Origin of the sequence: Xanthomonas cannabis pv. cannabis (assembly GCF_000802365.1) — a bacterium.
Taxonomy (GTDB): domain Bacteria; phylum Pseudomonadota; class Gammaproteobacteria; order Xanthomonadales; family Xanthomonadaceae; genus Xanthomonas; species Xanthomonas cannabis.
In genome coordinates this window covers 15,592-31,995 of the sequence record NZ_JSZE01000020.1, presented here as the reverse complement: position 1 = coordinate 31,995, position 16,404 = coordinate 15,592, and the positions used below count along the sequence as shown (strand labels likewise).

The following is a 16,404-nucleotide window of genomic DNA, read 5'->3' as shown; positions in this document are numbered from 1 at the left end:
GCCCAGGCCACGGATGCGGCACTGCTCCAGGATATGCGCGCGCTGCGGGCGTGAGTTGGACACCGCCGTGATGGTGGCATTGGGGTAACGCTCGGCCATCCACAGGGTCAGCGAGCCCCAGCCGCAGCCCAGCTCCAGGATGCGCTGGCCATCGGCCAGCTCGGCGCGCTCGCCGTACAGCGCCAGCATGCGTTCTTCGGCCGCATCCAGATCCGGCGTGCTCGCATCCCAGTAGCAACTGCTGTACTTCAGCCGCTTGCCCAGGCACAGGGTGAAGAACTGCGGCGGCAATTCGTAGTGCTGGCGATTGGCCGCATCGGTTTCGATCGCGATGGCGCTGGCGCGCAGGCTGTCGATGAAGGCGCGCTGGCGCTCGCCGTTGGCATCGGCATATTGGCCGCGCTCATCGCGCAGGCGCTGCGCGCACAGACGGCGGATGCCATAGCGCAATGCGGCGTCGGGCAGCACCCCCGATTCGGCCAGGCGGGTGGCAAAGGCTTCTTCGGGCAGCGAGGAGGGCGGGGCGGTGACGGTGGACATGCAACTCTCCAGGCAACTCAGGACGAAGGGGGAAGCGGGAAAAACGCACTGGTGGTGCGCTGGTAGTGCGCGTAGTCCTCGCCACGCGAGCGCAGCGCCTGCTGCTCGGTGTAGGGAATACCGGTGAAGCGATACAGGAACACGAACATCACTACCGGCCCGAGCGCGCACAGCGCCACCGGCCAGGGCCCGGCCCCGACCGCCAGCGCCAGATAGGCAAACCAGTGCACGAACTCGAAAAAATAATTGGGGTGGCGCGAGTAGCGCCACAGCCCCTTGCGGCAGGTGGTGCCGCGATTGGCCGGGTTGGCCTTGTGCGCCGACAGCTGCCGATCAGCCAGGGCCTCGCCACCCACGGCGATCAACCACACCACGATCGCGATACTGCTCCACACGCTCCAATGCGGCTCCGGATTGCTTGCTGCAGCCAGGAACGGCACCGCAAACAGCACCACCACCACCGCCTGCGCCAGGAAGAAGCCGAGAAACTTGGCCTGGCTGCCGTTCCAATGCTCACGCAATGCGCGGTAGCGGCCGTCTTCGTGCGGGTCGCCGAACACGCGCACACCCAGATGCCAGGCCAGGCGCGCGCCCCAGACGCCGCCGAGCACCGCCACCAGCACGCGCGGCAACGGCGCGCCGTCGGCCATCAACGCGCAATAGGGCGCGGCCAGCGCCAGGCAGCCGGCCCACAACACATCCACCGGGCCGGCATTGCCGCTGCGGCGCTGCCACAGCCAGCCCAGCACCATCACCCCCGTGGCAAATAGCGCGACATGCAGTAGCGGCCAAGCAGTCATTGCAGTTCTCCGGTCATGGTTTGCGGCAATGGTCGCGCCAGGCGCTGTGCATACAGCGACAACACGCCGCAGGCCAGGCCCCAGCCAACACTCAGCGCGAGCGCGGCATGCAGTTGCGGCGGCAACAGCTCCACCGCATGCCAGCTGCGTTGCGCCAGCCAGTACGACACCGGCCCGAACACCGCGCCGAGCAGCACCGCCAGCCATGTCCGCTGCATCACGCTGCGCAAGGAGTGATTGAGCGTGAGCGCAAAGCCCAGCCACAACGCCAGTATCCAGGGCGGCGCCAGCACGCTCCCGGGCCAGGGCGCGGCGTAACGCAGCCAGCCGCCGACGGCCAGGGTGGTATCCAGCAACAGCCCCAGCGACAGGCCGGCGACCATCAACTGCACATCGCCTGCAGCGCGTCGCGATGGCCACAGCTGATAAAACGCAAACAGCGCCAGCACCAGCAGCGTGGGCCACACCCGCGCATGCGCGGCGGCGCTGACGGCCACCAGCCACAGCACCTGCAGGCCGAGGTAATTGCCGAGTTGCTTCATGCGCCCGCAAGGCCCGGCACGAACTGCGGTGGACGTGCGCCGGGCTTGCTCAGCCACAGGTGCACGTCGCCGATCGAGCGCTCCAGAAAGCCGGCCTCGCAATAGGCCAGATAGAACTCCCACATGCGGATGAAGCGCTCGTCGTAGCCCAGCGCACGCACGTGCGGCAGTTGCGCCATGAAACGCTGCCGCCAGGCGCGCAAGGTCAGCGCATAGCTGGGGCCGATGTCTTCCAGGTTGAACAGCCGCAGGTCGCTGGCACGTGCGATCGCACCGGTCATCGCCGCCACCGACGGGATGAAGCTGCCGGGGAAGATGTGACGCTTGATGAAGTCCACCGAATGCAACGCCTGCTTGTAGCGATGATCTTCGATGGTGATGGCCTGGATCAGCGCCTCGCCGTCGTCGGCCAGCAGGCTGCCGACCTTGGCAAAATAAGTGTCCAGATACTGGTGGCCGATCGCCTCGATCATCTCGATCGAGACCACGCGGTCGAAGCGGCCTTGCAGGTCGCGGTAGTCGCGCAGCAGCACGCTGACCCGATCGCCCAGGCCGGCATCGGCGATGCGTTGCGTGGCCAGGTCGAACTGCTCGCGCGAAATGGTGGTGGTGGTGACGCGACAGCCGTGCTCGCGCGCGGCATGCAGGGCAAAACCGCCCCAGCCGGTACCGATCTCCACCACGTGATGCTGCGGACCCAGGCGCAGTTTCTGGCAGATGCGTTCGAGCTTGCGGGTGGCGGCGCGCTCCAGGGCGACCTCGCCCTGCGCTTCTTCGCCATCGACGAAGATCGCCGAGGAATACATCAGGTTCTCATCCAGGAACAGCTTGAACAGCGGGTTGCCCAGGTCGTAATGCGCGGCGATGTTGCGGCGGCTGCCGCTGCGGGTGTTGCGGGCCAGCGCGTGCAGGCTGCGCATCGCCCAGCCACCGATGCGTGCGGTGCCGGTTTCCATTGCATCAAGCCGCGCGCGGTTGCGCAGCAGCAGGCGCATCAGCGCGACCAGGTCGTCGCACTGCCACTGACCATCCATGTACGACTCGCCAGCGCCCACGCTGCCATTGAGCGCGGCCTGGCGATAGAAGCCGGGGTCGATGACGCGCAACTGCATCTGCAGCGCCTGCGCGCCGCTGGCGTTGCCGAGCGTGGTGACGCCGTCGGCCTCGTGCAGGTGCAGTTGCCCGTCGCGGAGCTCGCCGAGTGTGGCCAGCAGGCGCTTGCGCAACAGGCGGTCCGTCCAGGAGGCCGCGCGCGGCGCAGCGGTATCGGGCAGGGACGTGGCGTTCATCGGGGATCTCGCACAGGCGGATGGGGATGGTCGTGGACCGGGTTGCCGCGCAGCCACAGGCGCAGTGCCTGCCAATGGATGGCGACCACCACCTGCACGGTCATCAGGGGATAAGCGAACAAGGTGCGCGCCAGGGTGCGCGCAGTCAGGGGCTGGCGTTGCAGCACCAAGGTGGCATCGAAGCGACGCACCGGGCTGTTGTCGATGGCGCCCGCGGCATCGTCGGCAAGCGCATCCAGCACGTCCATGTGCACACGCAGCTGCGCATCCGGCACGCTGAAGCGCCAGTCGTAGCGATGCTGCATGCCCATGAACGGCGACACGTGGAAGCGCTTGTCGAAGCGCCACGCGTGCACATCGCGATGGGTACGCGCCTGTGCGACGGGCAGCACGTAGGTGTGCCGTTGTTGCCACGGCGTGTTGGTGATCTCCGCCACGATCCAGCGCAGCGCATCGTGGCGATCGAAGCAGTAATAGAAGCTCACCGGGTTGAACACATGCCCGAAGTAACGCAGGTGCGTCAGCAGGCGGATCGCGCCCTCCGGGCGCTCGCCGGTGTGCGCGTGCACGCACGCACGCACCGCCTCGTCCAGCGGAATCTGCGGGTCGCCGAGATAATCGCTGCGGCGAAATTGCGCGAGATTGGCCCGGCCCACCGACCACAGCCAGCGGTGCGCAAACACCCGATCCAGCTCGGACAGGTCCAGGTACATCAGGAACAGGCGATAGCGGAAATCCAGCGGCCTGGGCACGAAGCGCCGATGCCGCACCCATCCGGTATAGACCGCGCTGCGCAGTGTGCCTGCCATGCTGGCGGAGCCGCTGTCCTCATCGGGAGGCAGCGGCACGGCGCCCGGGCCAGCTTCGCGCAGTAGCTGCATCACCAGCTCACTCCCAGCGCGTGCGCCACGTCCGCGCCGCTGCGCAGGCCGTCTTCATGGAAGCCGAAGCCCCATGCGGCGCCGGCAAACCAGGTGTGCTGCACGCCCTGGATCTCGGCCTTGCGGCCCTGTGCCGCGAGTGCGGCCGCGTTCTGCACCGGGTGGCGATAGCGCATGCGCCGCAGCACCTTGTCCGGCTCGATGTCGTGATCGCGATTGAGGCTGACGATGAACGGCTGCGGCGATTCGATCGACTGCAGCGCGTTCATCCAGTAACTCACCGTGCAGGGCGCCTGTGGGTCGGCCGGTACGTGCGCATTCCACGCCGCCCAGGCACGCCGGTCGCGCGGCAGCACGCGGGCATCGGTGTGCAGCACGGTGTCGTTGTCCTGGTAGGTGATCCCGCCCAGGATCTGTCGCTCGGCATCGGTCGCATCGCTGAGCAATGCCAGCGCATCGTCGGCATGGCAGGCCAGGACCACTTCATCGAAGTGTTCCTGGCCACGCGAGGACGCCACCACCACGCCATCGGGCACGCGCCGGATCGCATGCACCGGCGTGGAGAGCCGCTCCAGCACCTGCCAGCGCCGACGCAGCGCACGCACATAGCTGTTGGAGCCGCCGCGCACCACCTGCCATTGCGGCCGGCCGCTGATCTGCAGCATGTGATGGTTGGCCATGAAGCCGATCAGCTGGCCCATCGGAAATTCAAGGATGGTCTGCGACGGCGAGGACCACAGCGCCGATGCCATCGGCACCAGGTGCTGGTCGCGGAACGCCGCCGAGTAACCATGCCGCTGCAGATACGCGCCCAGGGTGCTGAAGCGCTCCTCGCTGTGCAGTACCGCCGGTGCCTGGCGGTAGAACCGGCGCAGGTCGGCCAGCATGCCCCAGAAGCGCGGGCTGAGCAGATTGCGGCGCTGGCAGAACAGCCCGTCCAGCGTGCCGGCGTTGTATTCCAGCCCGCTGCCGGCATCGTGCACCGAAAAGCTCATCGTGGTCGGTTGGGCGGCCACGTCCAGTTCGGCAAACAGGCGGGTGAGCAACGGGTAGTGCTGCGGGTTGAACACGATGAAGCCGCTGTCCACCGCATAGCGCTGACCGTCCAGCTGGAGGTCATGCGTGTGCGTGTGACCGCCCAGGTAATCTGCCGCCTCGAACAAGGTGACTTCGTAGCGACGCGACAACAGCCACGCGGCGCCCAGGCCGGCAATCCCGCTGCCGACCACGGCAATCTGGCCCTCGCTCATCGCGACACCCGCTGCGCGCGGCGGGTGAGCATGGCCGGCATCGGCTTGAGATCCCACACCAGCCCGACCCACGACATCGCCTTGAGGCCGTACCAGGTCATGTCGTACTCCCACCAGCGCATGCCTTGCCGCGCCGAGCCAGGGAAGAAATGGTGATTGTTGTGCCAACCTTCGCCGAAGGTGATCAGCGCCAGCAGCCAGTTGTTGCGGCTATCGTCGCGGGTGTCGAAGCGGCGGCTGCCGAAGCGGTGCGCCAGCGAATTGATGGTGAACGTCGCATGGAACAGCGCCACGGTGGAAATCGCGAACCCCCACACCAGCAGCTGCGACCCGCTGGTCTGCAGCGCCGGCGCCGCATCGGCCAGCCAGTCGCCAAGCAGGTACAGCCCCAGCGCCAGCAGCACCGGCATCATGATGTCGAATCGGTCGAGAAAGCGCAGCTCGGCAAACCGACGCAGATCCGGGATCGTCTCCCAGTCGGTGCGGAAATTGCGCGGGGTCAGGAACCAGCCGGTATGGCTCCACCAGAAGCCATGCTGGGCCGGCGAATGCGGGTCGCGGCCGGTGTCGGTATGCCGATGATGGTTGCGGTGATGCGCCGCCCACCACAGCGGCCCGCGCTGCACGCAGGTGGCGCCGATGGCCGCAAACACGAACTGCAGCACGCGCGAGGTCTTGAACGCGCGATGCGAGAAATAGCGGTGATAGAACCCGGTGAGGGCGAACATGCGCAGCGCATACAGCGCCAACGCCGTACCGACCGCAAACCATGACGCACCCACCCAGAACACCGTCAGGCAGGCCACATGCAGCGCAATGAAGGGCAGGGCACGCAGCCAGTCGATCCGGTCGGCGCGCGCCTCGTCCAGCGGCTCATCGGTTTGCGAATCCACCCAGCGGCGCAGGCTGCCGACACGGGATGCAACCCAGCCACGGCGCTGCGTGGAGGGCGGCTGGGGCGGTGCAGCGCGAGGGTCGAGTTCAGTACTCGGCACGCATGAATCTCCATGGATAGTCGTGACCCTCTACGGAAACGGCCGGCCAATAGATGCACCAGCCCGCTTGATCGTCGCATGCATGGATGAGGCCCGGTTGGCTGCATCAGGCAATCGCGCAACGCGCACACCAATGTGTGCACCCAGTATCACTGACGCGGATGAGGCTGCTTGTGAAAGACGCTGCGCAGACAGGGGCGCATGCCAGCCAGATCGGCGCATCTCGCGCAGGCCGGACGGCGCCTGCCGACGAGAGCCGGCAGGCGCCAATGCACTGCGAAGACGATTGGCAAACGCCTGCTGCGCACCGTCATGCGACGCGCAGCAGGTGGGTGCCACGATGGATCAGGGCGCCATTGCCAGCGTGCTGATGCCGCCCTTGGCGACCACGGTGCCGGTGGCCACGCCACCCGGTGCACCGCCCGGCGGCTCCAGCGTCACGGCCAGGATCGCCTCGTTGCTCAGCATGGGCATCAGCTGATCGGGAATCTGCGCGCGACGTGCGCGCTGGTCGTCGAAGGTGCCCATCGAATGCGCCTTGCCGTCGGGAGTGATCAGCCACAGCTCCGGTACCTTGTCGGCGGTGGCGGTGCGATCCAGTGGCGTCACGGTGATGGTGTGCTTGTCGGCATCCATCAGCGCCACATACCCCGGCCGGCCGTCCTCGGTGGCGAGGGTGGACGTCATGGCGATGCCGGTGGCCGGCGGCGGCGTGACTGCAGGCGGGGTAACCGGCGTCTGCACGACCGGCCCCGGGGTCGGTGGCGGCACCGGGGCCTGCGGCGTGCGCAAGGTCAGCAGTGCGAGCACGCAGACGGCCGCGGTGGCCAAGCCACCCGCGCTGGCCCAGCGCCAGAACCGCACGTTGTTCCACAACGGCGCGACCGGCGTGGTGGTCATGGCCGGCGTTGCCGAAGGCATGGCACGTAGCGGGGTGTCGAAGCCCAGGCTCCGGCGCACCTGCGCCCAGACCTGGTCGGGGGGCGTCACCGCGGCGATTTCTTCCAGCAGTGGCGCCAGATGCGCCTGCCACTGCAGCACCGCCTGCGCGAACTGACCGTCGGTGGCAATGCGCTGTTCGGCTGCCAGGCGCTCTTCGGCGCTCAGCAGACCCAGTACGTATTCGCCGGCAAGCACGTCGCGCGGCGGTTCCTGGTCGATGGGAAAGGGCGTGCTCATCGTTCCAGACATGCCTTGAGTTTGGCCAGGCCACGGCGGATCCAGCTCTTGACCGTGCCGATCGGTGTATCGGTGCGCGCGGCGAGTTCTTCGTAGGTGATGCCTTCGAAGAACGCGGTGCGGATCAATTCGCTGCGTGGCGGCTCGAGCTCGGCCAGGCAGTGGTCGATGCGCCGCCGCGTGCTGGCACGCTCGGTGCGCTCCAGCGGCGAGACGTCGCCATCGCGCAGTTCACCTGCATCGTCCAGTGCCACGTTGCGGCGCTGCGGCGCGTTGGCGCGCAGGTGATCGATCGCCTTGTTGCGCGCGATCATCGCCAGCCAGGTCAGCCCGCGCGCGCGGCTGGGGTCGAACTGGCCGGCCTTGTGCCAGATCAGCGTGAACACGTCCTGCAGCACCTCTTCGGCTTCGGCACGTTGCGGGATCATGCGCAGGCAGACCCCGAACAGTTTGGGCGAGGTCTGCCGGTACAGCGCTTCGAAGGCATGCCGGTCGCCGCCCGCGGTTGCGGTCAGCAGGCGTCCGGTTTCATCGTCGTCGTGGCCAGGAATGGCACTCATGCGGTCGGGCGTTGGGTAAGGTGGGGGCGATGCTACCGGACTGGGCAGGCGCTGTCTGTCACTTGCGCAGCCACAGCAGCACGGCAGCGAGCAGCAGCAGGATCTCCACGCCGGCAAGCGCCACGGTAGGCGCGGAGACCGGCCACAGGCGCGCCAGCGAGACGCTGCGGAACAGCACGATGGGGACGTAGAAGGCCAGTGCGACCAGCAGGCCGGTGCGTGGCTGGTCGATCCAGGCGAAATAGCCGAACAGGAACGCCATGCCCAGCTGCAGGCCGCCATAGATGACCAGATATTCCGACTGGCCGGCTGGCGACAGCTGCGTGTAGCCGACCGCGTTCGCGGTCTTGGCCGGGGAAAGCGTGCACCAGATCGCCAGGACGACGTAGAGCACTGCGTTGATCCAGAGATAGGCTTTTGCCATGACGGTGGTCCTGTACGAGGAATGGGTGCCCGGGCCGTTGTACGCAACGGCGTGTGGTCGGGCGTGAAGATGTGGCGCGTGTGGCTCACGGCGCCTCGCAGCTGCGGGCCAGCGCCTGCTCGCGCGCCTGGCGCAGCTCGTCATCGGTGCTGGCACGCGCAGCGGTGTCCGGGAAAACGATGCGCACCCGCGGGTAACGCCCCTGCGTATCGCGCAGGTTGCCGACGCCGCGGAATTCGAGCAGACGCTTGTTGGCGATGGAATAGCGCACCTCCAGCGACGGCACCGCCGCGCCGTACCACGCATCGAGCGAAATGCGCAAACGTCGCTGGCCGCCGCTGTCGCCGATGCGTTCGACCTTGAACGCCAGCTGCCGCTGCAGGCTGGGCAAAACGAAGTCCACGCGCTGCGGGGCGCCGGCGAGCGCGTCCCAGTGGATGCGCAGATATGCATCGAAGCCGGCATCGATCACGCGCTCGTCTTCGCCGGCCGGCAGTGGCGTATGGCGTTCGGGTTTGCCGGGCAGCTGCTGGAACATTTCGCGCACGCCATCGCGCCGACGCACGCCTTCGCGATAGCCGTCGCGTCCATCGAGCAGGCTGAAGTCGGGCGCGGTGCCGCCGCCTTCGACCTGCTTGCGCGCAAAGGGTTGCCCGTTCGGGCAGCGATACAGCACCAACCGGCCGCCGTCGTCGAGCAGCCAGTGCGATTCGCGATACCGCAGTGCGCCGTTGTCGGCATCGAAGGCATCGCCATCCACGCGCGTGACCGCTGCGGCCGACAGCGGCGCACTGCCCAGCACCAGCAGCAGCAACGGCGGAATCGGCCGGCAGTGTCTGGCCAGTGCGGCAACGGCAGCAGCAAATGGACGCATCGGTGGAGTCCTCGATGGGAGTGCCTAGCAATACGGGCGCGGCCGCAGCACGGATGCGCCGGCGGGGTCGGGACGTTCCTGACCGCATGTAGGACTGGGGCCACCGGTCCGGCGCCGCGCCGGGTCGCGCGGCTGGGAGCGCGCAGGGCCAGTACCGATGCCGATGCCTAGCCGGCGGCGTGCAGCACGATGCAATCCACCGGGCATGCCGGCAGGCACAGCTCGCACCCGGTGCACAGCGGTGCGATCACCGTGTGCATGTGCTTGGCACCGCCGACGATGGCATCCACCGGGCAGGCCTGGATGCACTTGGTGCAGCCGATGCAATCGGCTTCCACGATCCAGGCCACCTGCGGCGGTTTGTGCGCGCCGCGGCTGCGATCGAAGGGGCGCGCCGGCACATCCAGCACCCGGGCTAGCGCCCGCGCGCCGGCATCGCCGCCGGGCGGGCAATGGTCCACGCCGGCACGCCCATCGGCCATGGCCTGCGCGTACGGGCGGCAGCCGTCGTAGCCGCACTGGCCGCACTGGGTCTGCGGCAGCAGGCGGTCGAGGCGTTCATCCAGGTCGGGCACAGGCGTGATCATTGCCGCATCAGTGCAGCGGATGGCCGCGAAACCAGCGCTGTTGCGCCAGTGCGAGCATGGGTTTGTCTTCGCGGCTGTCGCCATAGGCATGCACGCACGCGTAGTGCGACAGATCGTAGCGCGCGCGAATCTGCGCGGCCTTGTGCGGCCCGCAATCGCCCTCGGCATAGCGCCCGCTGAGGCGGCCGCCGTGGTGCTCCAGCCGGTTGCAGATCAGCGACAGCCCGTGTTGCGCGCACCACGGTTGCAGGTACAGATCCAGGGATGCCGACACCAGCACCACTTCGTGCCCCTGCGCCTGATGCCAGTCGATACGTTGCATCATCTCGGCACGCAACACGCCCGGGAGTGCGGTGCGCGCGTAATCGGCGCCATGCGCGACCATCTCGTCGGGCACGCGGCCACTGAACACCAGGCGCGTCACGCGCGCGCGCAGGGCCGCTGCAGACACAATGCCCATGCGATAGCCAAGCACCCAGGGGCCGACCTGCCACTTTGCCGCTGCCACCTGCGCCGGCGCCGCGACCTTGCGCAGAAAACGCGCGTAGGTGTCGCAGGTGGTGATGGTGTGGTCGAAATCGAACAGTGCCAGGTGCATGGGGGGCTGGGATTTGGGATTGGGGATTCGTAAAAGTTGGGGGCGAGAGTTGGTTCGGGAGCGAGAGTCGGGGAGGGCGCTGTATTTCTCGGGCCAATCCGTTTTCCCTTCTCCCTGTGAAAGAAGGTGCCCCGCAGGGGCGGATGAGGGTACGGGCGAAGCCACATGCAGTCTGGAACGACGTCAGGGCTTCGCACCGTACCCTCACCCCAACCCCTCTCCCGGCGGGAGAGGGGCTTGCACCTCGGGGATGTGTGGAAACGGGCTCGGCACTCGCCGTGGAAATCTTTCAGTGGTCAGATCCTGGAGATTCACCGAGCATGTCTCGCAGACCAAATCAGGTGTTGCTTCTACGAATCCCCAATCTCCAATCCCGAATCCCGCTTCACCGAACAGGCATGCCCGGCTGCGCGCCATCATCGGCATCCAGCAGCGCCAGTGCGCCGCCGTCGAAGCCGGCCGACAGGATCATGCCTTCGCTGATGCCGAAGCGCATCTTGCGTGGGGCCAGGTTGGCGATGAACACCACGCTGCGGCCGACCAGCGTTTCCGGTTCGCCATAGCTGCCGCGGATGCCCGAGAAGATCTGGCGCTTGCCCAGCTCGCCGGCATCCAGTTCGAAGCGCAGCAGCTTGTCCGAGCCTTCCACGAATTCGCAGACCAGCACCTTGCCGATGCGCAGGTCGAGCTTGGCGAAATCGTCGATACCGATGAGGCCGGGATTGGGGATTGGAGATTGGGGATTCGCAGCGGCAGGCTTTGCGTCGGCCTTGGTTGATGCGGGCTTGGCGGTTGCAGCGGGTACAGCAGGCGCGGCGAGGGTGTCTTTGGAAGCGTCGGTCATGGCGTCGATCAGTTTGGGGTCGATACGGGTGAACAGGGCGGTGTAGGGCTGGATCGTATGCGTCGTCAGCGGGCGCTCGACGTCTTCCCAGCTGGTCATCGGCGCAGACAGAAACGCTTCGGCTTCGGCGCAGGTGCGCGGCAGGATCGGCTTGAGCGCGGCCACCAGGATGCGGAACAGGTTCAGGCCCTGCGTGCACACCGACTGCAACTGCGCATCGGCGCCGTCCTGCTTGGCAATAACCCACGGCTTGGTGTCGTCGATGTACTTGTTGGCCTCGTCGGCCAACGCCATGGTCTGGCGGATCGCGCTGGCCGCATCGTTGCGTTCGTAGGCCTCGCGAATCGGTGCCAACGCCGCGACGAAACGTTGGTATTGCGCGGCATCGGGAAGCGCCTCGGCCAGCTTGCCGTCGAAGCGCTTGCCGATGAAGCCGGCGCAGCGGCTGGCCAGGTTGACGAACTTGCCGACCAGATCCGCGTTCACCCGTGCGATGAAATCGCCCAGGTTGAGATCCAGGTCGTCCACACCGCCGGAGGATTTGGCCGCGAAGTAATAACGCAGCGCTTCCGGCTCCAGGCCGACATCCAGGAACGTCCGCGCCATCACGAAGGTGCCGCGCGACTTGGACATCTTGGCGCCGTCCACGGTGAGATAGCCGTTGACGTGCAGGCGCGTGGGCGCGCGGTGGCCGGTGCCGTGCAGCACCGCCGGCCAGAACAGGCCGTGGAAATTGACGATGTCCTTGCCGATGAAGTGATGCAGCTCGGTCTGCGTGCCGGCCACCAGATGCGATTCGAAGTCTTCGCCCATCTGCGCGCACAGCGTCTTGAAGCTGCACAGATACCCGATCGGCGCATCCAGCCACACGTAGAAATACTTGCCCGGCTGGCCGGGAATCTGGAAGCCGAAATACGGCGCATCGCGCGAGATGTCCCAGGCGCGCAGGCCGCCTTCGGTGTCCAGCCATTCCTTGAGCTTGGCCTTGACGCCGGGCAGCGCCACGTCGCCGGCCAGCCACTCCCGCAGGAAGCCGTCAAAATGGCCCACTTCGAAGAAGAAATGCTCCGAATCGCGCAGCTCCGGCGTGGCGCCGGAAATCACCGACTTGGGCTCTTTCAGCTCGGTTGGCGCATAGGTGGCGCCGCAGACCTCACAGTTGTCGCCGTACTGGTCGGCGCTGCCGCAATTGGGGCAGATGCCCTTGATGTAGCGGTCCGGCAGGAACATGCCCTTGGCCGGGTCGTAGAACTGCGCCACCGAGCGCCGGCTGATATGGCCGGCGGCCTCGAGCCGGGCGTAGAAGGCCTCGGTCAGCTCGCGATTGACCGGCGAATTGGTCGAATCGTAATGATCGAAGGTCACCCCGAACGCGGCGAAATCGCGCTCATGGCTGGCCTGGACGCTGGCGATGAAGGCTTCCGGGGTCACCCCGGCCTTCTCGGCGGCCAGCATGATCGGCGTGCCATGGGTGTCGTCGGCGCAGACGAACCAGGTCTTGTCGCCGCGCAACCGGCGCGCGCGCACCCAGATATCGGCCTGGATATAGCCGACCAGATGGCCAAGATGCAGCGGGCCGTTGGCATACGGCAGGGCAGTGGTGACGAGTGCGGTGCGGGTCATGGCAGGCGTAATGCGGGGGACACGCGATTATCGCACGGCTATGCCAGCTGCCCGCCAACGTCCCCGGGGCAGGGCTGCAGGCCGGCGACCGGGCCCTTACCAGGCCCGGTCGCCGGCAGCCCTCAGAACCGGTGATTCAGGGTCAGCATGTAGCGACGGCCCAGCCCGTCATAGACCCACGGAAACGCCGCCAGCTTGTCGGTCACATTCAATGCGGCCAGATTGACGCTGGTGTGGCTGTCGAGCGCATAGCCCACGTTCGCGTCATAGGATGTAAAGCTGGGAATGCCTGCAAAGTCGCGTGTCTCGACCGTGTTGTTGAGGTCATACACCGCGCCGCTGGTGTAGTTGGCGCTCAGGCCAAGGTTCCAGTGCGTGCTCATGTAGCGCGCATTCCACTGGAATTGCCGCTTCGAGGTGTTGATCTCGCCGACCGCTTCGTCGGGCGGAACATCCTGTGCCGGCGCGCTTTCCAGGGTTTTGGGGAAATAGCCGTAGAAACCCAGATCCACCACGCCGGTGCCCCAGTTCATGTCGGCCAGATCAAACCGATAATTGACCTCGGCAGTCCAACCGCGGAAGTTGGTGTACGGGCCGTTGGTATAGCTGGTGCGGATACTGTTGGCCACACCGGTTTGCGGGTTGCGCGTGATCAGGCTGCAGAAGCTGTTGGCATTGGGGACGTCGTTGACGTTGAAGGTGTCGCTATCGAAGCAGCCTGAGGCAATGTCGGCCTCCGTCAGCGTGGTGATCGCATTGGTGATCTGGATGTCGTACCAGTCCGCTGCGATGCGCAGACCCTTGATCCATTCCGGCTGCAGCACGATGCCGGCCGTCCACGACTCTGCCTGCTCGTTCTGCAGGCGCGTATTGCCACTGACCGATCCAAGCTGGCTGCTGGGCGCCTCCTCAAACGATGCCGGGTCGACGTTGCTGTAATAGTCGAAGAATGCCTGGCAGTTGCGTGCACGCACGTCCGGCCGGGGGCCGCTGCCGATCTGCGCTGCGCTGCAAGGCTCGGGGATGAAGTAGTACGCGGGCTGTTGGCTGGTGTAGAGCTCGGCAATGGACGGAGCGCGGAACGAGCGGGTCTTGTTGCCGCGCAGCTGTACGCCCGCAACGGGCTCGTATTGCAGCCCGTAGGTGTAGGCGCTGAACCAGCCGTTGACGGTATTTTCAACCCGGCGGATCTTGCCGGTCACATCCAACCGGTGCAGGCCAGGAATATTGGCGTCCGGGTTGACCAGTGGCGCAAGAATTTCGCCGAAATATTCGTTGGTGGTGTACTCGCCGGAGGCCGGCTGGATCGGAACCGAACGCCCCTGGCCCAGACGCTCGAACTCGCTGGGCGTGAAGCTGCCCTGTTCCTTGCGGCGCTCGTAGCCGGCATTGAATCGCAGTTCGCCGCCTGGCAGGTCCAGCAGCGCGCCGGTGATATTGGCGTTGAACACTGTCTGCTTCATTTGCGCTTCTGCATGCGTCGGCGTGGTGACGTACCCGCGCGCAGCCGAAGAGGCTACACCTTCGCCGAAGATGTTCAACGGAACGCACGCCGGGTCGGCGGTGGTCCCGGCAGCCGCACTGTCGCAGACGATCTGGCCTGCACCATTCCGGGTGACATTGAGCGCATTGATGAAGTTCTGCTGGATCAGTCCGGTGCCGTAATAATCAAAGTTGCCTTCGCCGTGATTGACGCTCGCCTCCCAGGTGAAGTTACGACCAGCCGCATCGAACGCACCTTGCAGGCCGAAGACCGCGCGCCACAGGTTGGTGTCGGTGCCCGAGTTGTTCAGGGCCAGGTCGCGCGATGAGCGTGAAAGTACAAAGTCTTCTGCACCCAGGTTGCGCAGCACCTGCCGGTTTTGTTCGGTGAGGAACGGGTTGTTGATGTTGAAGTTCAAGGTGCCGCTCTGGTCGCCGCTGCCATCGACCGCGCCCACGCCGAAGCCGGCGGCGTTATAGACGTTCTGATCGACCAGCTCGCGTGCAGTCGAGCTGTAGAAGGAGGCTTCGAAAAAGCCGGAGACGTGCTCGTTGAAGTCGTAATTGCCGAGGGCAAACACCGACTTGCGGTCCAGGTCGGAAATGATCTGGGATGTTTCGGTCAGATCGACGCCGTCACCGCCGGAGGCATCGCTGACGCCAAAATTGGTGCCGGGGTTGTAGCTCACCAGGTTGCCATTGCGATCGAACTGCACGAACTGATCTTCGTTGCTGCCGAATCCACGCAGCTGCCCGCTGGCGTCGCGCACGGTGTTCCCGTCGGCGGGGAACAGCAAGCCACCCCAGGTCATGTCGCTAATGCGGCGATTGCGGATCAGGACACGCCCGGGGATGCCGTCGTTTGCGCCCGTATTGAACCCGGTTTGCGGGTTTACCCGGCCGTCGTTGCCAGGCGTCCGGCCCGGCTGAAATGCCGCGATCGCGCTGGCCGAAGGGTTGGGACGGGACGAATAGCTCTGGCGAAGGAATCTGCGTGCCGAGCTGAGGACGCCCTGGCTGTTGTCGGCGTCCAATGCGATGGTCACGTTCCCGCGGCCATCAGCAAAATTGCTGCCGAGCAGCGCCGAATAGTTGAAGCGCTCGTTGTCGCCGCGATCGGTGAGGCCATAGCCCATGCGCACCTCCGCACCCTGGTAGTTCTTCCTCAGGATGATGTTGCTGACGCCGGAGATTGCATCCGAGCCGTAGGTCGGAGCGCCGCCCACGCCGATGGTCTCGACCTGATCGATCAGGATGGTCGGGACAACATTGAGATCCACCTGGGTGCCTCCGCCATCGGGGCCGAAGACGGTTGGGGGATTGGAGGAAACGAAGCGACGGCCGTTGATCAGGGTCAGTTGACGATTCGAACCCAGACCGAAACGGCCAAGAAAGTTGACGCCCGCACCATAGCCGGATTGGTCGCCCTGCGAGGACGCACCCGCACTGAAGCTGGGTTGGATGAACATCGCATCGGCCACGTTGGTAAAGCCGAAGCCCTGGATGTACTCGCGGCCAACAACGTTCGCCGGCTCCAACGAATCAAACCCGACACGGGCGATGCGTGAGCCGGTCACCATGACACTATCGAGCTGCTTTGCCTCTCCGCCGGTACTGGCCTGGTCGGATGCAGCCGTTGTAGGTGCTTCACCCCTCTGCGCCTGTGCGGTGGTGGCGGCCACCAGTGCAGACATCAGGGCAAGACTCAGCGAGCTGGCGCGTGGCCAACGTGTGCGATTACTCATGGAATGGCTCTCTCCTCTAGCGGTCAGCGGTCATGTCGCAACGGCATGACCGGCGGATGAATTCGCGGGACATGTTTACCCCGTGTTAATTCATGCACGGTTGTGCTCGCTTTTGCAACGCGTCCATTCGCATTTGCTACGTATTTGGCGCATTAACTTCGTCATCGCCGCCGAACTGCCAGGCGCACTTG

15 protein-coding genes are annotated in these 16,404 nt (G+C 66.0%); all 15 read right to left on the bottom strand.

From position 1 onward, the window contains the following. Nucleotides 1–540, bottom strand: a 540-nt coding sequence (locus OZ10_RS05160; RefSeq protein ID WP_039564073.1) for an SAM-dependent methyltransferase, incomplete at its 3' end; no start/stop codon positions are given. A gap of 17 nt (nucleotides 541–557) precedes the next feature. Beyond that, nucleotides 558–1,340, bottom strand: coding sequence for a DUF1295 domain-containing protein (locus tag OZ10_RS05155; protein WP_039412324.1), 783 nt, complete (start codon nucleotides 1,338–1,340; stop codon nucleotides 558–560). Beyond that, nucleotides 1,337–1,882 (bottom strand): DUF2878 domain-containing protein, encoded by a 546-nt coding sequence (locus OZ10_RS05150; RefSeq protein WP_039412328.1) that lies wholly within the window; start codon nucleotides 1,880–1,882, stop codon nucleotides 1,337–1,339. The genes OZ10_RS05155 and OZ10_RS05150 overlap by 4 nt, the downstream gene beginning before the upstream one ends. Continuing rightward, nucleotides 1,879–3,171 (bottom strand): class I SAM-dependent methyltransferase, encoded by a 1,293-nt coding sequence (locus OZ10_RS05145; protein ID WP_039412333.1) that lies wholly within the window; start codon nucleotides 3,169–3,171, stop codon nucleotides 1,879–1,881. The genes OZ10_RS05150 and OZ10_RS05145 overlap by 4 nt, the downstream gene beginning before the upstream one ends. Next, complete coding sequence (locus tag OZ10_RS05140) at nucleotides 3,168–4,052, bottom strand: DUF1365 domain-containing protein (RefSeq protein ID WP_039412342.1); 885 nt, start codon at nucleotides 4,050–4,052, stop codon at nucleotides 3,168–3,170. The genes OZ10_RS05145 and OZ10_RS05140 overlap by 4 nt, the downstream gene beginning before the upstream one ends. Beyond that, on the bottom strand, nucleotides 4,052–5,302 hold the full coding sequence (locus tag OZ10_RS05135; protein ID WP_039412345.1) for an NAD(P)/FAD-dependent oxidoreductase: 1,251 nt from the start codon (nucleotides 5,300–5,302) through the stop codon (nucleotides 4,052–4,054). The genes OZ10_RS05140 and OZ10_RS05135 overlap by 1 nt, the downstream gene beginning before the upstream one ends. Next, a complete protein-coding gene (locus OZ10_RS05130; RefSeq protein WP_052209970.1) occupies nucleotides 5,299–6,297 on the bottom strand; it encodes an acyl-CoA desaturase in 999 nt (332 codons plus the stop codon). The genes OZ10_RS05135 and OZ10_RS05130 overlap by 4 nt, the downstream gene beginning before the upstream one ends. 345 nt (nucleotides 6,298–6,642) lie before the next feature. Next, the gene (locus tag OZ10_RS05125) at nucleotides 6,643–7,476 is read right to left on the bottom strand and encodes an anti-sigma factor (RefSeq protein ID WP_039412350.1); all 834 of its coding nucleotides are present in this window, start codon (nucleotides 7,474–7,476) and stop codon (nucleotides 6,643–6,645) included. After that, nucleotides 7,473–8,036 carry a sigma-70 family RNA polymerase sigma factor gene (locus OZ10_RS05120; RefSeq protein ID WP_039412353.1) on the bottom strand — a complete coding sequence of 188 codons (564 nt, stop codon included), beginning with the start codon at nucleotides 8,034–8,036 and terminating at the stop codon, nucleotides 7,473–7,475. The genes OZ10_RS05125 and OZ10_RS05120 overlap by 4 nt, the downstream gene beginning before the upstream one ends. Before the next feature lie 58 nt (nucleotides 8,037–8,094). Continuing rightward, on the bottom strand, nucleotides 8,095–8,460 hold the full coding sequence (locus OZ10_RS05115; RefSeq protein ID WP_039412359.1) for a DUF4345 family protein: 366 nt from the start codon (nucleotides 8,458–8,460) through the stop codon (nucleotides 8,095–8,097). 85 nt (nucleotides 8,461–8,545) lie between these two features. Continuing rightward, nucleotides 8,546–9,334 (bottom strand): hypothetical protein, encoded by a 789-nt coding sequence (locus OZ10_RS05110; RefSeq protein ID WP_039564071.1) that lies wholly within the window; start codon nucleotides 9,332–9,334, stop codon nucleotides 8,546–8,548. A gap of 167 nt (nucleotides 9,335–9,501) precedes the next feature. Next, the gene (gene rnfB / locus OZ10_RS05105; RefSeq protein WP_052209969.1) at nucleotides 9,502–9,921 is read right to left on the bottom strand and encodes an Rnf electron transport complex subunit RnfB; all 420 of its coding nucleotides are present in this window, start codon (nucleotides 9,919–9,921) and stop codon (nucleotides 9,502–9,504) included. Between the two features lie 7 nt (nucleotides 9,922–9,928). Continuing rightward, the gene (locus OZ10_RS05100; RefSeq protein ID WP_039412365.1) at nucleotides 9,929–10,519 is read right to left on the bottom strand and encodes an HAD family hydrolase; all 591 of its coding nucleotides are present in this window, start codon (nucleotides 10,517–10,519) and stop codon (nucleotides 9,929–9,931) included. A 385-nt stretch (nucleotides 10,520–10,904) separates the two neighbouring features. After that, entirely contained in the window at nucleotides 10,905–12,986 is a 2,082-nt protein-coding gene (gene metG / locus OZ10_RS05095; protein ID WP_039412368.1) for a methionine--tRNA ligase, read from the bottom strand. A 122-nt stretch (nucleotides 12,987–13,108) separates the two neighbouring features. Next, complete coding sequence (locus OZ10_RS05090) at nucleotides 13,109–16,213, bottom strand: TonB-dependent receptor domain-containing protein (protein WP_039564070.1); 3,105 nt, start codon at nucleotides 16,211–16,213, stop codon at nucleotides 13,109–13,111. Between the last annotated feature and the right edge of the window lie 191 nt (nucleotides 16,214–16,404).